This is a genomic window from Streptomyces sp. NPDC107765 (assembly GCF_055657085.1).
In genome coordinates, this window is the sequence record NZ_JBVKBL010000005.1 from 157217 (window position 1) to 175124 (window position 17908).

Here is a 17908-nt window from a genome sequence, read left to right on the forward strand (position 1 = left end):
CTCAACCAAACTTGAGGTCAAGAGAGATCCCTGAAAGGGGGTCGGAGGCCGTGCTTGCGCGGGCCCGGAAACGCCGGTGGGGCGGCACGCCCGTGGCGCGCCGCCCCATCCCGAAGGCCGAAGCCCTGCCCTACCGGCTACCGGTAGTTCACGAACTGGAGGGCGAAGTCCAGGTCCTTGCCCTTCAGCAGCTGCTGTACGGCCTGCAGGTCGTCCCGGCTCTTGGAGCTGACCCGCAGCTCGTCGCCCTGCACCTGCGCCTTGACGCCCTTCGGGCCCTCGTCGCGGATGATCTTGGCGACCTTCTTCGCGTTGTCCTGCGAGATCCCCTCCTGGAGGGAGGCGGAGATCCGGTACTCCTTGCCCGAGGCCTGCGGCTCACCGGCATCCAGGGCCTTCAGCGAGATCCCGCGCTTGACCAGCTTGGACTGGAAGATGTCGAGCACGGCCTTGACCCGCTCCTCGGCGTTGGCCCGCATCTCGATCTTCTCGCCCGACCATGCGATCGAGGCGTCGACGCCCTTGAAGTCGTAGCGCGTCGAGATCTCCTTGGCGGCCTGGTTGAGTGCGTTGTCGACCTCCTGCCGCTCTACCTTCGAGACGATGTCGAAACTGGAGTCGGCCATGTTGAGTTGGCTCCTCGTGCGTAGATCCGTCGGGGGTGCGGACCGTCCCCGGACCGCTTGCCAAGCCTAGCCACCCCACCAAGATCCAGCGCTCGCGAATCGAGTGGCGAACCACCCCCAGCCATCGGGTATGGTTTACGTCGTTGCCACGGAGCACCGCCGAAAAGCGGCTCTCCCGGCAGCAAACCCCGGCGGTGTGCCCGAGCGGCCAAAGGGAGCAGACTGTAAATCTGCCGGCTCAGCCTTCCCAGGTTCGAATCCTGGCGCCGCCACATTGAGGAACCCCCTCCCCTGCGAATCAGCAGGAGAGGGGGTTTTCTCGTGCGTGGGGAGCCTCGCGGGGGCGCGCCCCGCCGCCCCTCAGTGCGCCGCCACCGTCCTCACCGCGTCCGCCACCGGCACGTCTCCGCCGATCAGCTCCAGGGTGCGGCCGGTGGTGCGGGGCTCGTCGAGGAGTTCCACCAGGGTGGCCGCCACGTCGTCGCGGGGGACATCGCCGCGGCCGGTGGCGTCGGCCAGGGTGACCAGGCCGGTGCCGGGGGCGTCCGTCAGGCGGCCCGGCCGCAGGATCGTCCAGTCCAGACCGGCCCGGGACCGTACGTCGGCGTCCGCGGCGCCCTTGGCCCGCAGGTACGCGGCGAAGACCGGATCGGTGCCCTCCGGGGGCTCCCGGTCGGCGCCCATCGACGAGATGACCAGGAAGCGGCGCACGCCCGCCGCCTCGGCCGCGTCCGCGAAGAGCGCCGCCGCGCCGCGGTCCACCGTGTCCTTGCGTTCGGTGCCGCTGCCCGGGCCGGCACCGGCCGCGAAGACGGCCGCGTCGGCGCCCTCCAGGTGCCGGGCGACGTCCTCGACCGACGCCGACTCCAGGTCGCAGACCACCGGTTCGGCCCCCGCGGCCAGCAGATCGCCGGCCTGCTCCGGCCGGCGGATGATACCCGCGACCTCGTCCCCGCGCTTGGCGAGCAGCCGCTCCAGCCGCAGCGCGATCTGACCATGTCCACCTGCGATGACAATGCGCATGGTGCCGACGGTACGCCGAAGGTCCACCGCGGCGCGGGGGACCCGGCCGGGGGAGCGGCGCTTCTCACCGCGTTCTCGTACGGGGCGGACCGGTCCCCGGCGTCAGCGCTGCGACTGCCGGGGAAGTTCCAGCGCCACCTCGGCCGCCGAGTCGCAGTACTCGCGCACCGCGCTGGTACGGGCCACCACCCGCCCCCGGTGGATCACGATCCGGCTGTACGCCAGCGAGAGCACCCCCGCGATCCGCTCGCCGCGCACCGCCAGCAGCTCCGCCGGGAAGCCCGCCTCGACCCGCACCTCGGGCAGCCCCAGCGTGGTCCGCGCCGCCGAACTCACCGTCTCGTACGCCGCCTCCGGCGTGGCCTCCCCGAGGGACGCCAGGAGGTACGCGGCCTCCAACGGGTCGCCGCGCCCCACCGGGTTCGCCACGTCCCGCAGCGCCCCGCTGCCGGCCGCCACCCGCACCCCGGCCGCCCGCAGCAGCCGCACCGGAGCCGGCCGCGACACCCGCGAGCCGTACCGCTCCAGGCCGGTGCAGTCGCCCTGCGGCAGACAGACCACGGTGACGTCGGCCGCGGCCAGTTGCTCGGCGATCCGCGAGGCGACGCTGCGCGGCATCCGGGCCATCCCGGCGCACGGGCCCAGCGCGACGCCGGACCGCAGCCCGCCGGACATCGCCGCGAACCGGGCCAGCCGGGCCGGGTCGTCACCGTCCGTGTGCAGGTCCACCGGGCAGCCGTGCTCCCCGGCCAGCTCCAGGACCGTCTCGACGTACCCGGCCGGATCGGGGTCCAGGTCCGGGCAGCCGCCGATGACCGAGGCGCCCATCTTGACGGCGTCCCGCAGCATCGCCAGCCCGTCGGCCCCGGCGAGCCCGGTCAGCACCCGCGGCACCGCCACCGCCGCCAGGTCCGCCAGCCCGCGCAGCGACCGGCGGGCCTGCAACACCGCCTCCAGCGAGCGCAGGCCCTGCACGTCGCCGATCCTGACGTGGCTCCGGGACGCGGTGGCCCCGTGCCCCAACTGGAGCAGCGCGGCCTCCGTGGTGCGCCGCTGGACGTCCTCCGGGGAGCCGGAGGCGGGGCCGTCGGAGTCCGCCGTCAGGGCGGTGTCACAGTGCGCGTGCGGCTCGGCCGGGGCGGGCAGCAGCAGATAGCCGGCCAGGTCGACCCGGGCCCCCTGGGGGGCGAGGCTGCCGGCCGTGCCCACGGCCTCGATGCGTCCGCCGCCGAGCCGTACGTCCACGGTGCGGCCGTCGGCGAGCCGGGCGCCGCACAGGACCAGCGCGCCACCGTCCGACCTCATGTACCGGCCGGGTCCTCCGGGCTTTCCCGGCTGGGGGTGCGGCTGCGGCGAACTGCTCTCGGACATGGCGCTCCTCGAAGCCACGGGCGTGCAAGATCACGCAGCGTTGACCCGAGCGTAGGGCGCCGCCGCGGGAGCTTCGCGCAGGCGCGAAATAGTCGTACCGGTGTGGTGCGCGGGGCCGTTGGGGCGCGGAGCGGATACGGATTTCACGTTTGGCGGCGGGCCGTGTAATGTCTTCATCGCTCGCCCCAATAGCTCAGTCGGCAGAGCGTCTCCATGGTAAGGAGAAGGTCTACGGTTCGATTCCGTATTGGGGCTCTGATGTGTGAGGCACCCGTCTTCGGGTGGGCGCCAATCGCATCGCAGCGGTGTAGCTCAGTCGGTAGAGCAAGCGGCTCATAATCGCTGTGTCACCGGTTCAAGTCCGGTCACCGCTACTGACAGTAGCCGATTGTGGGGTCGGTCCTTCGATCGGCTACTCTTTTCTGCGTTCATCCGTCCATCCGTCCGTCAAGGAGCACTCACGTGGCTGCCACCGACGTCCGCCCGAAGATCACGCTGGCCTGCGTGGAGTGCAAGGAGCGGAACTACATCACCAAGAAGAACCGGCGTAACGACCCGGACCGTCTTGAGATGAAGAAGCACTGCCCGCGCTGCAACTCGCACACCGCGCACCGCGAAACGCGATAACACAGGCTCGTCCGTGAGGCCGTCCCCATTGCTGGGGGCGGCCTCACGGCGTTGGCACCATCAGTACAGGGAGGTTGCGAGCCCATGGCGCTCGACCAGTCTTTTGTCGGACGCACGTACCCGCCCACCGACCCGTACGAGGTCGGCCGGGAAAAGATCCGGGAATTCGCCGAGGCGATCGGGGACCCCAACACCGCCTACACCGACGCGGATGCTGCCAAGGCGCTCGGGTATCCCGAGGTGATCGCACCGCCGACTTTTGTGTTCGCGATCACATTCAAGGCCGCGGGGCAGGTTATCGAGGACCCGCAACTGGGCCTGGATTACAGCCGGGTGGTGCACGGCGACCAGAAGTTCGCCTACACCCGGCCGGTGCGCAGCGGCGACCGGCTGGCCGTCACCTCCACCATCGAGGCGATCAAGACCATGGCGGGCAACGACATCATCGACATCCGCGGCGAGGTGCACGACGAGGCGGGCGAACACGTCGTGACCGCCTTCACCAAGCTGGTGGCCCGGCGCGCCGAGGAGGCCTGAGATGACCGCGAAGATCTCTTACGACGACGTCGAGGTCGGCACCGAACTCCCGGCGCAGACCTTCCCCGTGAACCGCGCCACACTCGTCCGCTACGCGGGCGCCTCCGGCGACTTCAACCCGATCCACTGGAACGAGAAGTTCGCCAAGGAGGTCGGCCTGCCCGACGTCATCGCCCACGGCATGTTCACCATGGCCGAGGCGATCCGGGTGGTCACCGACTGGGCCGGTGACCCCGGCGCGGTCGCCGAATACGGCGTGCGCTTCACCAAGCCCGTGATCGTCCCCAACGACGACCAGGGCGCGCTGATCGAGGTCAGCGCCAAGGTCGCGGCCAAGCTCGACGACGACGCCCGCACGGTACGGGTCGACCTCACCGCGATGAGCGCGGGCCAGAAGGTGCTGGGCATGTCCCGCGCGGTCGTCCGCCTGGCCTGAGCCCGCCGAGGAAGCGAAGCCGACGGCAGGAGAAGCGGAGCCGGGGGCGGCCGGACGGGAATGTCCGACCGCCCCCGTACCCTTGTGCGCGTGCAGGAACGCCACGGAGAAGCAAACGCCCCGCTCGCCCCGCTGACCACCTTCCGGCTCGGCGGACCCGCGACCCGCCTCGTCACGGCCACCACCGACGACGAGGTGGTGGCCGCCGTCCGCGCGGCCGACGACGCCGGCACGCCCCTGCTGATCATCGGCGGCGGCAGCAACCTCGTCATCAGCGACAAGGGCTTCGACGGCACGGCCCTGCGCATCGCCACCACCGGCTTCGAGCTGGACGGCACCGCCCTCACCCTCGCCGCGGGCGAGAACTGGTCCGATGCGGTCGCCCGCACCGTCGCCGCCGGACTGGCCGGCGTCGAGTGCCTGGCCGGCATCCCCGGCTCGGCCGGCGCCACCCCGGTGCAGAACGTCGGCGCGTACGGCCAGGAGGTCGCCACCACGATCACCGAGGTCGTCGCCTACGACCGCCGGGCCGGCGAGAGGGTCACCCTCACCAACGAGGAATGCGGCTTCGCCTACCGCGACAGCCGCTTCAAGCAGCACCCCGACCGCTTCGTGGTCCTGCGGGTCCGCTTCGTGCTGGAGGACGCCGGCGGCCTCTCCGCGCCCCTGAAGTACGCCGAGACCGCCCGCGCCCTCGGCGTCGAGGTCGGCGACCGGGTCCCGCTGGACATCGCCCGCAAGACCGTCCTGGCCCTGCGCGCCGGCAAGGGCATGGTGCTGGACCCCGACGACCACGACACCTGGTCGGCCGGGTCGTTCTTCACCAACCCGATCCTCACCGAGGCCGAGCACGCCGCCTTCCTGGAGCGCGTCCGGGACCGCCTCGGCCCCGACACCGCCCCGCCCGCCTTCCCGGCCGGCGACGGCCTGGTGAAGACCTCCGCGGCCTGGCTCATCGACCGCGCCGGCTTCACCAAGGGCTACGGCAGCGGCCCGGCCCGCATCTCGACCAAGCACACCCTCGCGCTCACCAACCGCGGCGAGGCCACCACCGAGGACCTGCTCGCCCTGGCCCGCGAGGTCCGGGACGGCGTCCACGCGGCCTTCGGCATCACCCTCGTCAACGAACCCGTGACGGTCGGCGTCAGCCTCTAGACGGGCCTCCAGGGCGCCGCGACGGGCCGCCGAGGCAGGAAGAGGGCAGAGGAGCCTGCTCGGGTCCTGCCGAGCCCCTGCGACCGCCGCTGGCGCTCTACGCGGCCAGCCAGGCGTCGATCTCCGCCAGCAGCCGCCGCTGCTCGTCCTCGGGGGCGCGCGAGCCGCGGACGGACTGCCGGGCCAGCTCGGCCAGCTCCTCGTCGCTGAAGCCGTGCGCGGTACGGGCGAGCTCGTACTGCGCGGCCAGCCGCGAGCCGAACAGCAGCGGGTCGTCCGCCCCCAGCGCCATCGGCACCCCGGCATCGAAGAGCGTCCGCAGCGGTACGTCCTCGGGCTTCTCGTAGACGCCCAGCGCCACGTTGGAGGCAGGGCACACCTCGCAGGTCACCTGGCGCTCGGCCAGCCGGCGCAGCAGCGCGGGATCCTCCGCCGCCCGTACGCCGTGCCCCACCCGGCCGGCGTGCAGATCGTCCAGGCAGTCCCGGACGCTGGCCGGCCCGGACAGCTCACCGCCGTGCGGCGCCGCCAGCAGACCGCCCTCCCGGGCGATCGCGAAGGCCCGGTCGAAGTCCCGGGCGAAACCCCGGCGTTCGTCGTTGGAGAGCCCGAAACCGATCACCCCCCGGTCCGCGTAGCGCACCGCCAGCCGCGCCAGCGTCCGGGCGTCCAGCGGGTGCTTCATGCGGTTCGCCGCGATCAGCACGCGGATACCGAGACCGGTGTCCCGCGAGGCGGTGTGCACCGCGTCCAGGATGATCTCCAGGGCCGGGATCAGTCCGCCCAGCCGGGGCGCGTACGAGGTCGGGTCGACCTGGATCTCCAGCCAGCGCGAACCGTCCCGGACGTCCTCCTCGGCGGCCTCGCGCACCAGCCGCTGGATGTCCTCGGGCGCACGCAGGCACGAGCGCGCGATGTCGTACAACCGCTGGAAGCGGAACCAGCCCCGCTCGTCCGTGGCACGCAGCTGGGGCGGCTCACCGCTGCGCAGGGCCTCGGGCAGATGGACCCCGTACTTGTCGGCGAGGTCCAGCAGGGTCGCGGACCGCATCGAACCGGTGAAGTGCAGGTGCAGATGGGCCTTCGGCAGCCGGCGCAGGTCTCGGGCGGCGGCCCCGTCGCGGGCACGGGAGCTCTCCATTCGAGGATCTTGCCGTATCAGGGCGGCACGCCGGTAGGCCCTTTCCCGAAGGGGTGTCCGGAAGAACGCACGAGCGGGCGGCCGGAACGCGTCCGACCGCCCGCCCACCTGCCCGAACGGGAAGGCCCTACTTGGCCTCCGCCAGCAGCTTCTGGATCCGGGAGACACCCTCGACCAGGTCCTCGTCGCCCAGCGCGTAGGAAAGCCGCAGGTAGCCGGGGGTGCCGAAGGCCTCACCCGGGACGACGGCGACCTCCGCCTCCTCCAGGATGAGCTCGGCCAGCTCCACGCTGCTCTGCGGGCGCTTGCCGCGGATCTCCTTGCCCAGCAGCTCCTTCACCGACGGGTACGCGTAGAACGCGCCCTCGGGCTCCGGGCACAGCACCCCGTCGATCTCGTTGAGCATCCGCACGATCGTCCTGCGGCGCCGGTCGAAGGCGACCTTCATCTCCTCGACGGCCGTCAGATCGCCGGAGACGGCCGCGATGGCCGCCACCTGCGCGACGTTGGAGACGTTGGAGGTGGCGTGCGACTGGAGGTTCGTCGCGGCCTTGATGACGTCCTTGGGGCCGATCGCCCAGCCCACCCGCCAGCCGGTCATCGCGTACGTCTTGGCCACGCCGTTGACGATGATGCACTTGTCGCGCAGCTCGGGCACGACCACCGGCAGCGACGCGAACTGCGCGTCGCCGTAGACCAGGTGCTCGTAGATCTCGTCGGTGAGGACCCACAGGCCGTGCTCCGCCGCCCAGCGGCCGACCGCCTCGACCTGCTCGCGGGAGTAGACCGCACCGGTCGGGTTCGACGGCGAGACGAACAGCAGCACCTTCGTGCGCTCGGTGCGCGCCGCCTCCAGCTGCTCGACGGTCACGCGGTAGCCGGTGGTCTCGTCCGCGATCACGTCGACCGGCACACCGCCCGCCAGCCGGATCGACTCCGGGTAGGTGGTCCAGTACGGAGCGGGCACGATGACCTCGTCGCCCGGGTCGAGGATCGCCGCGAACGCCTCGTAGATCGCCTGCTTGCCGCCGTTCGTCACCAGGACGTTCGCGGCCTCGACCTCGTAGCCCGAGTCGCGCAGCGTCTTCGCGACGATCGCGGACTTGAGCTCGGGGAGGCCGCCGGCCGGGGTGTAGCGGTGGAACTTCGGGTTGCGGCAGGCCTCCACGGCCGCCTCGACGATGTAGTCGGGCGTGGGGAAGTCGGGCTCACCGGCGCCGAAGCCGATCACCGGGCGTCCGGCGGCCTTGAGGGCCTTCGCCTTGGCGTCGACGGCGAGGGTCGCGGACTCGGAGATCGAACCGACGCGGGCCGAGACCCGGCGGTCGGCGGGGGACGAAACGGAAGGGTTCGCAGCGCTCATACATGCATCGTTGCAGACCTCCGCCGGGCCCGGTACGCGGGTTTGCGGGCACCACCCGGGAGGATCGTGTTCGACGCCCGGCCCGGAAGCACGTACACTCGCTGATCGTTGGCCCTCAACAGGCAGGCACGGCGAACGCACTTAGTGCAGTCGCACGCATGCGGTAGGTTGGGGGAACCACAAAGGGTCGTAGCTCAATTGGTAGAGCACTGGTCTCCAAAACCAGCGGTTGGGGGTTCAAGTCCCTCCGGCCCTGCTACACGCACTCTCACCGCAGTGCGTGCACGTGTACGTATGAAATGCACCGCCGTGCGGCAGGGCAGGGCGCGGCACGGCCACGAACCGGATTCAGGTGAGGACGAGTGACGGACGCCCTGGGCTCCATCGACATGCCTGAGCGCGGTCGCTCCGAGGACGAGGCCGCCGAGTCCCAGAAGAAGCCCCGGCGTGGCGGCAAGCGCGGCAAGAAGGGTCCCTTCGCGCGCCTTGCGCTTTTCTACCGCCAGGTCATCGCGGAGCTCCGCAAGGTCGTCTGGCCCACGCGCAGCCAGCTGTCGACGTACACCAGCGTGGTGATCGTCTTCGTTGTCATCATCATCGGTCTCGTAACCGTGATTGACTTGGGAATCAACCGAGTCGTCGGGTACGTCTTCGGCTGATCCCGCGGAGGGCGCCTGCGCGGGCGCCATTTCGCATGTTCAACCCCTTGAAGCCAGGAAGAAGCAGCCACCGTGTCTGACCCGAACCTGAACGACGCCGCCGAATCCGCCGAGACGGCAGCGGCCGACGTTGACGCGGCTGCCTCGGCCGAGGTCGAGGGCGAAGACACCGCGCAGGAGATCGTCGAGGGCGCCGACACCGTCGACGAGCTCGACGCCGAGGAAGCCGCCGCCGGCGAGCCCGCCGAAGAGGCCGCGGTGCACGTCGAGGAGGACGCCGAGGCCACCGCCGAGGTCGCCGAGGACGAGGCGGCCGAGGACGAGTCGGCCGAGGAGCAGGAGCCGGTCGACCCGGTGGCCGCCCTCCGCGACGAACTGCGCGGTCTGCCCGGTGAGTGGTACGTCATCCACACCTACGCGGGCTACGAGAACCGCGTGAAGACCAACCTCGAGCAGCGCGCCGTCTCGCTGAACGTCGAGGACTACATCTTCCAGGCCGAGGTGCCGCAGGAAGAGGTCGTCCAGATCAAGAACGGCGACCGCCGTACCGTCCGCCAGAACAAGCTCCCGGGCTACGTGCTCGTGCGCATGGACCTGACGAACGAGTCCTGGGGCGTCGTCCGCAACACCCCGGGCGTCACCGGCTTCGTCGGCAACGCCTACGACCCCTACCCGCTGACGCTGGACGAGATCGTCAAGATGCTCGCCCCGGAGGCCGAGGAGAAGGCCGCCAAGGAGGCCGCCGCGGCCGAGGGCAAGCCGGCGCCGTCCCGCAAGGTCGAGGTCCAGGTCCTGGACTTCGAGGTGGGCGACTCCGTCACGGTCACCGACGGTCCGTTCGCGACGCTCCAGGCGACGATCAACGAGATCAACGCCGACTCGAAGAAGGTCAAGGGCCTGGTCGAGATCTTCGGCCGGGAGACCCCGGTCGAGCTGTCCTTCGACCAGATCCAGAAGAACTGATCGAGTTCCCCTGATCCGGGAGGGCCGCAGGGCCTTTCCGGACCACCAGCCACCGGCCAGGTCAGACGGGCGCCAGCCTGTCTGACCTGTCGGTTTTTGGCCGTGCGACCATACCCGTTATCGTTGTGCGGTATGCCTCCATCCGGATGACCGGATGGATCGGCGAAACACTCTCACAACCGAGCGAGCCGAAGGGCGCGCCGGTGTCGAAAGGGAGAGCGCGCGGAGGGCCCGAGGAACGAGGGCCCGAGCACGGTCGACCGTCGACACCGGGACCAAGCGCCCGGAGGTGAGCGAGGGAAACCAGGACCCGGAGAGAGCATGCCTCCCAAGAAGAAGAAGGTCACGGGGCTCATCAAGCTCCAGATCAGCGCCGGTGCGGCGAACCCGGCTCCGCCGGTCGGCCCCGCGCTGGGTCAGCACGGCGTCAACATCATGGAGTTCTGCAAGGCCTACAACGCCGCGACCGAGTCGCAGCGTGGCATGGTCGTGCCGGTGGAGATCACGGTCTACGAGGACCGTTCCTTCACCTTCGTCACCAAGACCCCCCCGGCCGCGAAGCTCATCCTGAAGGCCGCGGGCGTGGAGAAGGGCTCCGGCGAGCCGCACAAGACCAAGGTCGCCAAGATCACCCGTGACCAGGTCCGCGACATCGCCACCACCAAGATGCCCGACCTGAACGCCAACGACCTGGACGCCGCCGAGAAGATCATCGCCGGCACCGCCCGTTCCATGGGCATCACGGTCGAGGGCTGATCACAGCCTCTTTGGCACCCCGTGGCAGGACCAGGCGCTGGTCCGGACCACGACTCCATCCCACTGCATCAGGAGCAGAAGTGAAGCGCAGCAAGACTCTTCGCAACGCGGACGCGAAGATCGACCGGGAGCGTCTGTACGCCCCGCTCGAGGCCGTCCGTCTCGCCAAGGAAACCTCGTCCGCCAAGTTCGACGCGACCGTCGAGGTCGCCATGCGTCTGGGTGTCGACCCGCGCAAGGCCGACCAGATGGTCCGTGGCACCGTGAACCTCCCGCACGGCACCGGTAAGACCGCCCGGGTCCTGGTCTTCGCGACCGGTGACCGTGCTGCGGCCGCGGAAGCCGCCGGCGCCGACATCGTCGGCTCGGACGAACTGATCGACGAGGTCTCCAAGGGCCGTCTGGACTTCGACGCCGTCGTCGCCACCCCGGACCTGATGGGCAAGGTCGGCCGCCTCGGCCGCGTGCTCGGTCCCCGTGGTCTGATGCCGAACCCGAAGACCGGCACGGTCACCCCGGACGTCGCCAAGGCCGTCACCGACATCAAGGGCGGCAAGATCGAGTTCCGCGTGGACAAGCACGCGAACCTCCACTTCATCATCGGCAAGGTCTCCTTCGACGAGACCAAGCTGGTGGAGAACTACGCCGCGGCCCTTGAGGAGATCACCCGCCTCAAGCCGTCCGCCGCCAAGGGCCGGTACATCAAGAAGGCCACCATCACCACCACGATGGGCCCCGGCATCCCGGTGGACAGCAACCGCACCCGCAACCTCCTCGTCGAGGACGAGGCCGTCTGATCTCCCTGATCGACGCCTCGGCGCGCGCGTAACGCCTTCAGGCCCCGCTCTCCCCTACGGAGGGCGGGGCCTGACGCATGCGGTGTCACTCCTCTGGTCTAAAGTCCTCCCGACGTCCAGTACGGGATTTCTAAGGGGGAGCCCAGTGCGCAGCACGCGTATGACCGCCGTGGTGGCGGGAGTTGTCATGATGGCCGGTCTGACGGCCTGTAACGGCGCCAAGAGCGACAACGCCGGCGGCAGCGGCGGCGGATCGGGCTCCGGCCAGTCCCCGCTCCAGGTCGCGCTGGCGTCGCTGAAGACGGCGGCACAGCAGACCGGCGGCAAGAAGTCCGCCCAGGTCGACGGCACGCTCAAGAACGCCGCCTCCACCCAGTCGATGAAGGGTGCGATGGACTGGTCCCAGGGCATGCGGATGAACCTCGACATCACGCAGTCCGCGGGCCTGATGGCCGGCAAGCCCACGAAGGCGGTGTACACGTCCGACGCGATGTACATGAACATGGGCACGCCGGTGGGCGGCAAGTCCTGGATCAAGTACGACTACGACGCCCTGGCCAAGAAGATGGGCCCGGCCGGCGCCCTGATCAAGGACCAGATGAACAACAACAACCCGACGCGGGCGATGGAGTTGCTGATCGCCTCCGGCAAGGTCAAGGAGGCCGGCAAGGAGGACGTCCGCGGCGTTCAGGCCACCCACTACACCGGCACCCTCTCGATCTCCGAGCTGACCCGCATGCAGTCGAAGAACGTCAGCGAGTCGGACATGAAGGCGCTGGAGCAGCAGCTCAAGACCTCCGGTGCGGGCCAGGAGGCCATCGACCTGTGGATCGGGTCGGACAACCTGCTGGTCAAGAAGCGTGAGCACCTGGTCGGCGGCAAGGTTCCGTACGACTCCACGGTCTTCTACTCGAACTACGGCACCAAGGTCCCCGACGAGGCGCCGGCGGCCGGTGACACGGTGGACTTCGACAAGGTCGGCAAGCCGTAAGTGAGCCGTTGAACGGCGGGCAGGGGGCGTGGCCGGCGCCCCCTGTCGGCCGATTTGCCTGACGCGGGTCGCTCCCGTACCGTATGCGGGAAGCCAAAGACCGCTGGTTGTCGCTGCGCGTCCGAACCCGGGCGTGTGGAGGCCGAAGGATCCGCTAGCTGCGGACGACCTGCGCAGGTGACTGTGGAAGAAAGCTCCCGGGCGTCAGCCTGGTCGAGTTCTCGCCCCGTGCGCCTGCGCCGGGGCGTTTGTTTTGCCCAGCCCCTTCTGCGCGGTCCTCATCACCCGGAAGGAGGCCGAGGCTCATGGCGACGTCCGACAAGATCGCAGCTGTTGAGGAGATCACGGAGAAGCTCCGTAACTCCAACGCGGCTGTTGTGACCTCTTACACCGGACTGACTGTGGCGCAGCTCAAGCAGCTGCGTCGTTCGCTCGGCGAGAACGCTCAGTACCGTGTGGTGAAGAACACGCTGACCAAGATCGCGGCCAATGAGGCCGGGATTCAGCTGGACGAGCACCTCAGTGGCTCGACGGCTGTCGCCTTTGTGACCGGTGACCCGGTCGAGGCGGCGAAGGGTCTTCGTGACTTCGCCAAGGACAACCCCGCTCTCGTCATCAAGGGCGGTGTCCTTGAAGGCAAGGCGCTGTCCGCCGACGAGATCAAGAAGCTTGCGGACCTCGAGTCCCGCGAGGTTCTGCTCAGCAAGCTGGCCGGTGCCATGAAGGGCAAGCAGTCGCAGGCTGCCGCGCTCTTCCAGGCGCTGCCGTCGAAGTTCGTCCGCACCGCGGAAGCGCTTCGCGCCAAGCAGGCCGAGCAGGGCGGTGCCGAGTAATTCGGCTCGCACATTGGCACCCCGCGCCCAGGTACGCCTAGGCCGGGAGGCCACAGCGGGCCCGAACGTACGCCCGCCTCACATGTACATCCGGCACCAGCCGAATTAGTGGAAGGATCGCCCATCATGGCGAAGCTCAGCCAGGAAGACCTGCTCGCGCAGTTCGAGGAGATGACCCTCATCGAGCTCTCCGAGTTCGTGAAGGCGTTCGAGGAGAAGTTCGACGTCACCGCTGCCGCCCCGGCCGCCGTCGTCGCCGCCGGTGTCCCGGGTGCCCCGGCCGCCGCCGCCGAGGAGGAGAAGGACGAGTTCGACGTCATCCTCACCGGTGCCGGCGACAAGAAGATCCAGGTCATCAAGGTCGTGCGTGAGCTGACCTCCCTGGGCCTGAAGGAGGCCAAGGACCTCGTGGACGGCACCCCGAAGCCGGTCCTCGAGAAGGTCGCCAAGGACGCCGCCGAGAAGGCCGCCGAGGCCCTCAAGGGCGCCGGTGCCTCCGTCGAGGTCAAGTGACCCCGCTGAGTCTCCGACTCACGTCCGTGTCACCTGAGGTGTAACGGACACCCAGCCAAGGGCGATCACCCATACGGGTGGTCGCCCTTCGGCGTGCTCGCCCGGGCTGCGTTGTCTCCGGCCGGAGTGCGAGTATGGTGATCTTCGTTGCCCGGACGTGCTCCCATGTGACGATCTCGCAGAGGTGGGGGGCCTTGACGAACCGGACGCGGCGCGCAATTCTCGGGACGCGACGCTGAAGCGATCCAGGGTTCGAGGCATGGATCGCCGACGAAGAGGGAAGCATCGGTGTGCGCCACTGGCGCAGGGCTTTCGGCAGGCGCAGGGCATGAGAAGAACAAATGAGGGGCTCCTCCGGTACTGCGGAGGACGCGACTTTCCGGAGGGAGAAGATCGGTATCACGGTGCTGAACCGGTCTCCGGAAACTCGCCCTGGACATCAGTGGGCCTTGTGGCTACACTGACCCTTTGCGCTGCCTGTTAGCTGCTCCCTGCCCGTCACCAGGGGCATATCCGAGCCCGAGCAAAGCTGGATGATCCGCCCTGACCTGGGCTTTCCCTCAGTCTGCTCGAGTCGGAACCGGTACGCGCGTAGTGAGTCCGAGCCCTCGGAAGGACCCCCTCTTGGCCGCCTCGCGCAACGCCTCGACTGCCAATACGAACAACGGCGACAGCACCGCCCCGCTGCGCATCTCTTTTGCGAAGATCAAGGAGCCCCTCGGGGTTCCGAACCTCCTTGCGCTGCAGACCGAAAGCTTCGACTGGCTGCTCGGCAATGCCGCATGGAAGGGTCGCGTCGAGGCTGCGCTGGAGAGTGGGCAGGAAGTTCCCACCAAGTCCGGTCTTGAAGAGATCTTCGAAGAGATCTCCCCGATCGAGGACTTCTCCGGGTCGATGTCGCTGACGTTCCGCGACCACCGCTTCGAGCCCCCGAAGAACTCCATCGACGAGTGCAAGGAGCGCGACTTCACGTACGCCGCCCCGCTCTTCGTCACGGCGGAGTTCACCAACAACGAGACCGGTGAGATCAAGTCCCAGACGGTCTTCATGGGCGACTTCCCGCTCATGACGAACAAGGGCACCTTCGTCATCAACGGCACCGAGCGTGTCGTGGTGTCGCAGCTGGTCCGCTCGCCGGGCGTGTACTTCGACAGCTCCATCGACAAGACGTCCGACAAGGACATCTTCTCCGCCAAGATCATCCCGTCCCGGGGTGCCTGGCTGGAGATGGAGATCGACAAGCGCGACATGGTCGGTGTGCGCATCGACCGCAAGCGCAAGCAGTCCGTCACCGTCCTGCTCAAGGCGCTCGGCTGGACCACCGAGCAGATCCTCGAGGAGTTCGGCGACTACGAGTCCATGCGCGCCACCCTGGAGAAGGACCACACCCAGGGCCAGGACGACGCGCTGCTGGACATCTACCGCAAGCTGCGTCCGGGCGAGCCGCCGACCCGCGAGGCCGCGCAGACGCTGCTGGAGAACCTCTACTTCAACCCGAAGCGTTACGACCTCGCCAAGGTCGGCCGCTACAAGGTCAACAAGAAGCTCGGTGGCGACGAGCCGCTGGACGCCGGTGTGCTCACCACCGACGACATCATCGCCACGATCAAGTACCTGGTGAAGCTGCACGCCGGTGAGACCGAGACGATCGGCGAGAACGGCACCTCGATCGTCGTCGAGACCGACGACATCGACCACTTCGGCAACCGTCGTCTGCGCAACGTCGGCGAGCTCATCCAGAACCAGGTCCGCACGGGTCTGGCCCGTATGGAGCGCGTCGTGCGCGAGCGCATGACCACCCAGGACGTCGAGGCGATCACGCCGCAGACGCTGATCAACATCCGGCCGGTCGTCGCCTCCATCAAGGAGTTCTTCGGCACCAGCCAGCTGTCCCAGTTCATGGACCAGACCAACCCGCTGTCGGGTCTGACCCACAAGCGCCGTCTGTCGGCGCTGGGCCCGGGTGGTCTCTCCCGTGAGCGGGCCGGCCTCGACGTCCGTGACGTGCACCCGTCGCACTACGGCCGCATGTGCCCGATCGAGACGCCGGAAGGCCCGAACATCGGTCTGATCGGCTCGCTCGCCTCGTACGGCCGGGTCAACGTCTTCGGCTTCATCGAGACCCCGTACCGCAAGGTCGTCGACGGTCAGGTCACCGAAGAGGTGGACTACCTCACCGCCGACGAGGAGGACCGCTTCCTCATCGCCCAGGCGAACGCGAAGCTGTCCGACGACATGCGGTTCGCCGAGCAGCGTGTCCTGGTCCGCCGCCGCGGCGGCGAGGTCGACCTGGTCCCTGCCGACGAGGTGCACTTCATGGACGTCTCGCCGCGCCAGATGGTGTCGGCCGCGACCGCCATGATCCCGTTCCTCGAGCACGACGACGCCAACCGCGCGCTCATGGGCTCGAACATGATGCGCCAGGCCGTTCCGCTGATCAAGGCGGAGTCGCCGCTGGTCGGCACCGGCATGGAGTACCGCTGCGCGGTCGACGCCGGCGACGTCATCAAGGCGGAGAAGGACGGTGTGGTCCAGGAGGTCTCCGCGGACTACATCACCGTCGCCAACGACGACGGCACGTACACCACGTACCGCGTCGCCAAGTTCACCCGCTCCAACCAGGGCACCTCCTTCAACCAGAAGGTCGTCGTGGACGAGGGCGCGCGGGTCATCGAGGGCCAGGTCCTCGCCGACGGTCCGTCCACGGACCAGGGCGAGATGGCGCTCGGCAAGAACCTGCTCGTCGCGTTCATGCCGTGGGAGGGCCACAACTACGAGGACGCGATCATCCTGTCGCAGCGCCTCGTGCAGGACGACGTCCTCTCCTCGATCCACATCGAGGAGCACGAGGTCGACGCCCGTGACACCAAGCTCGGCCCCGAGGAGATCACCCGGGACATCCCGAACGTCTCCGAAGAGGTCCTCTCCGACCTCGACGAGCGCGGCATCATCCGGATCGGTGCCGAGGTCGTCGCCGGCGACATCCTCGTCGGCAAGGTCACGCCCAAGGGTGAGACCGAGCTGACCCCCGAGGAGCGCCTGCTCCGCGCGATCTTCGGTGAGAAGGCGCGCGAGGTGCGCGACACCTCGCTGAAGGTGCCGCACGGTGAGATCGGCAAGGTCATCGGCGTCCGCGTCTTCGACCGCGAGGAGGGCGACGAGCTGCCCCCGGGCGTGAACCAGCTGGTCCGCGTCTACGTCGCGCAGAAGCGCAAGATCACCGACGGTGACAAGCTCGCCGGCCGCCACGGCAACAAGGGCGTCATCTCGAAGATCCTGCCGGTCGAGGACATGCCGTTCCTGGAGGACGGCACCCCGGTCGACATCATCCTCAACCCGCTGGGTGTCCCGTCCCGAATGAACCCGGGACAGGTCCTGGAGATCCACCTCGGCTGGCTCGCCAGCCAGGGCTGGAAGGTCGAGGGCGGCGAGGAGTGGCAGCAGCGGCTCCAGGCGATCGGCGCCGACGACGTCGCGCCGCGCACCAACGTCGCGACCCCGGTCTTCGACGGTGCGCGCGAGGACGAGCTCGCCGGCCTCTTCGAGTCGACGCTCCCCAACCGCGACGGCGAGCGGATGGTCAAGAGCTCCGGCAAGGCCCAGCTCTTCGACGGCCGCTCCGGTGAGCCGTTCCCGGACCCGATCTCGGTCGGGTACATGTACATCCTCAAGCTCCACCACCTGGTCGACGACAAGCTGCACGCGCGCTCGACCGGCCCGTACTCGATGATCACCCAGCAGCCGCTGGGTGGTAAGGCCCAGTTCGGTGGCCAGCGCTTCGGTGAGATGGAGGTGTGGGCGCTGGAGGCTTACGGCGCCGCATACGCCCTCCAGGAGCTGCTGACGATCAAGTCCGACGACGTCACCGGCCGCGTGAAGGTCTACGAGGCCATCGTCAAGGGCGAGAACATCCCGGAGCCCGGCATCCCCGAGTCCTTCAAGGTCCTCATCAAGGAGATGCAGTCCCTGTGCCTCAACGTGGAGGTGCTGTCCTCGGACGGCATGTCCATCGAGATGCGCGACACCGACGAGGACGTCTTCCGCGCTGCGGAGGAGCTCGGCATCGACCTGTCCCGGCGCGAGCCGAGCAGCGTCGAAGAGGTCTGACGGGTCTGGC

Annotated in this window: 17 protein-coding genes and 4 tRNA genes; 16 read left to right on the forward strand and 5 right to left on the reverse strand. The window is 69.0% G+C overall.

Annotated features, from left to right (window positions below; genetic code table 11):
* Nucleotides 1-137: 137 nt before the first annotated feature.
* Complete coding sequence (locus tag ACZ7MX_RS14630; protein ID WP_030412989.1) at nucleotides 138-626, reverse strand: YajQ family cyclic di-GMP-binding protein; 489 nt, start codon at nucleotides 624-626, stop codon at nucleotides 138-140.
* Between the two features lie 190 nt (nucleotides 627-816).
* On the opposite strand from ACZ7MX_RS14630, the gene ACZ7MX_RS14635 reads away from it, so the two are divergent.
* A tRNA-Tyr gene (locus ACZ7MX_RS14635) sits at nucleotides 817-898 on the forward strand.
* Nucleotides 899-986: 88 nt separating this feature from the next.
* Here the strand turns inward: ACZ7MX_RS14635 and ACZ7MX_RS14640 are convergent.
* On the reverse strand, nucleotides 987-1649 hold the full coding sequence (locus ACZ7MX_RS14640; RefSeq protein WP_472132027.1) for an NAD(P)H-binding protein: 663 nt from the start codon (nucleotides 1647-1649) through the stop codon (nucleotides 987-989).
* A 102-nt stretch (nucleotides 1650-1751) separates the two neighbouring features.
* On the reverse strand, nucleotides 1752-3020 hold the full coding sequence (locus ACZ7MX_RS14645) for an amidohydrolase family protein (RefSeq protein WP_472132029.1): 1269 nt from the start codon (nucleotides 3018-3020) through the stop codon (nucleotides 1752-1754).
* 182 nt (nucleotides 3021-3202) lie between these two features.
* Between ACZ7MX_RS14645 and ACZ7MX_RS14650 the strand changes: the two genes are divergently transcribed.
* The 6 genes from ACZ7MX_RS14650 to ACZ7MX_RS14675 all read left to right on the forward strand — a co-directional run bounded on the left by ACZ7MX_RS14650 (nucleotide 3203) and on the right by ACZ7MX_RS14675 (nucleotide 5775).
* Nucleotides 3203-3275: transfer RNA gene (locus ACZ7MX_RS14650), tRNA-Thr, on the forward strand.
* Nucleotides 3276-3321: 46 nt separating this feature from the next.
* Nucleotides 3322-3394: transfer RNA gene (locus tag ACZ7MX_RS14655), tRNA-Met, on the forward strand.
* Between the two features lie 88 nt (nucleotides 3395-3482).
* Nucleotides 3483-3647: a 50S ribosomal protein L33 gene (rpmG, locus tag ACZ7MX_RS14660; RefSeq protein WP_006604855.1), complete on the forward strand. Its 165-nt coding sequence runs from the start codon at nucleotides 3483-3485 to the stop codon at nucleotides 3645-3647.
* An 84-nt stretch (nucleotides 3648-3731) separates the two neighbouring features.
* Nucleotides 3732-4184 carry an FAS1-like dehydratase domain-containing protein gene (locus ACZ7MX_RS14665; RefSeq protein ID WP_472132031.1) on the forward strand — a complete coding sequence of 151 codons (453 nt, stop codon included), beginning with the start codon at nucleotides 3732-3734 and terminating at the stop codon, nucleotides 4182-4184.
* A 1-nt stretch (nucleotide 4185) separates the two neighbouring features.
* Nucleotides 4186-4620 carry a MaoC family dehydratase gene (locus ACZ7MX_RS14670; protein ID WP_030803088.1) on the forward strand — a complete coding sequence of 145 codons (435 nt, stop codon included), beginning with the start codon at nucleotides 4186-4188 and terminating at the stop codon, nucleotides 4618-4620.
* A gap of 60 nt (nucleotides 4621-4680) precedes the next feature.
* Nucleotides 4681-5775 (forward strand): UDP-N-acetylmuramate dehydrogenase, encoded by a 1095-nt coding sequence (locus tag ACZ7MX_RS14675; RefSeq protein ID WP_472132033.1) that lies wholly within the window; start codon nucleotides 4681-4683, stop codon nucleotides 5773-5775.
* Nucleotides 5776-5872: 97 nt separating this feature from the next.
* On the opposite strand, the gene ACZ7MX_RS14680 is transcribed toward ACZ7MX_RS14675, so the two are convergent.
* Entirely contained in the window at nucleotides 5873-6916 is a 1044-nt protein-coding gene (locus ACZ7MX_RS14680) for an adenosine deaminase (RefSeq protein ID WP_472132035.1), read from the reverse strand.
* A 127-nt stretch (nucleotides 6917-7043) separates the two neighbouring features.
* Nucleotides 7044-8279 (reverse strand): pyridoxal phosphate-dependent aminotransferase, encoded by a 1236-nt coding sequence (locus ACZ7MX_RS14685; RefSeq protein WP_472132037.1) that lies wholly within the window; start codon nucleotides 8277-8279, stop codon nucleotides 7044-7046.
* Between the two features lie 183 nt (nucleotides 8280-8462).
* On the opposite strand from ACZ7MX_RS14685, the gene ACZ7MX_RS14690 reads away from it, so the two are divergent.
* From ACZ7MX_RS14690 to rpoB, 9 genes are all read left to right on the forward strand, one after another.
* Nucleotides 8463-8535 (forward strand) — tRNA-Trp (locus ACZ7MX_RS14690).
* A 106-nt stretch (nucleotides 8536-8641) separates the two neighbouring features.
* Nucleotides 8642-8938 carry a preprotein translocase subunit SecE gene (gene secE, locus ACZ7MX_RS14695; RefSeq protein WP_030412997.1) on the forward strand — a complete coding sequence of 99 codons (297 nt, stop codon included), beginning with the start codon at nucleotides 8642-8644 and terminating at the stop codon, nucleotides 8936-8938.
* Between the two features lie 72 nt (nucleotides 8939-9010).
* Nucleotides 9011-9901, forward strand: coding sequence for a transcription termination/antitermination protein NusG (gene nusG / locus ACZ7MX_RS14700; RefSeq protein WP_472132039.1), 891 nt, complete (start codon nucleotides 9011-9013; stop codon nucleotides 9899-9901).
* Nucleotides 9902-10222: 321 nt separating this feature from the next.
* Complete coding sequence (rplK, locus tag ACZ7MX_RS14705; RefSeq protein WP_030803101.1) at nucleotides 10223-10657, forward strand: 50S ribosomal protein L11; 435 nt, start codon at nucleotides 10223-10225, stop codon at nucleotides 10655-10657.
* An 80-nt stretch (nucleotides 10658-10737) separates the two neighbouring features.
* Nucleotides 10738-11454: a 50S ribosomal protein L1 gene (gene rplA / locus ACZ7MX_RS14710; protein ID WP_030803104.1), complete on the forward strand. Its 717-nt coding sequence runs from the start codon at nucleotides 10738-10740 to the stop codon at nucleotides 11452-11454.
* A gap of 145 nt (nucleotides 11455-11599) precedes the next feature.
* Nucleotides 11600-12445 (forward strand): SCO4651 family lipoprotein, encoded by an 846-nt coding sequence (locus tag ACZ7MX_RS14715; protein WP_472132041.1) that lies wholly within the window; start codon nucleotides 11600-11602, stop codon nucleotides 12443-12445.
* Nucleotides 12446-12750: 305 nt separating this feature from the next.
* Nucleotides 12751-13278 carry a 50S ribosomal protein L10 gene (gene rplJ / locus ACZ7MX_RS14720; RefSeq protein ID WP_030413003.1) on the forward strand — a complete coding sequence of 176 codons (528 nt, stop codon included), beginning with the start codon at nucleotides 12751-12753 and terminating at the stop codon, nucleotides 13276-13278.
* A gap of 126 nt (nucleotides 13279-13404) precedes the next feature.
* Nucleotides 13405-13791: a 50S ribosomal protein L7/L12 gene (gene rplL, locus ACZ7MX_RS14725; protein ID WP_265362214.1), complete on the forward strand. Its 387-nt coding sequence runs from the start codon at nucleotides 13405-13407 to the stop codon at nucleotides 13789-13791.
* 624 nt (nucleotides 13792-14415) lie between these two features.
* Nucleotides 14416-17898: a DNA-directed RNA polymerase subunit beta gene (rpoB, locus tag ACZ7MX_RS14730; RefSeq protein ID WP_472132044.1), complete on the forward strand. Its 3483-nt coding sequence runs from the start codon at nucleotides 14416-14418 to the stop codon at nucleotides 17896-17898.
* The last annotated feature ends 10 nt before the right edge of the window (nucleotides 17899-17908 follow it).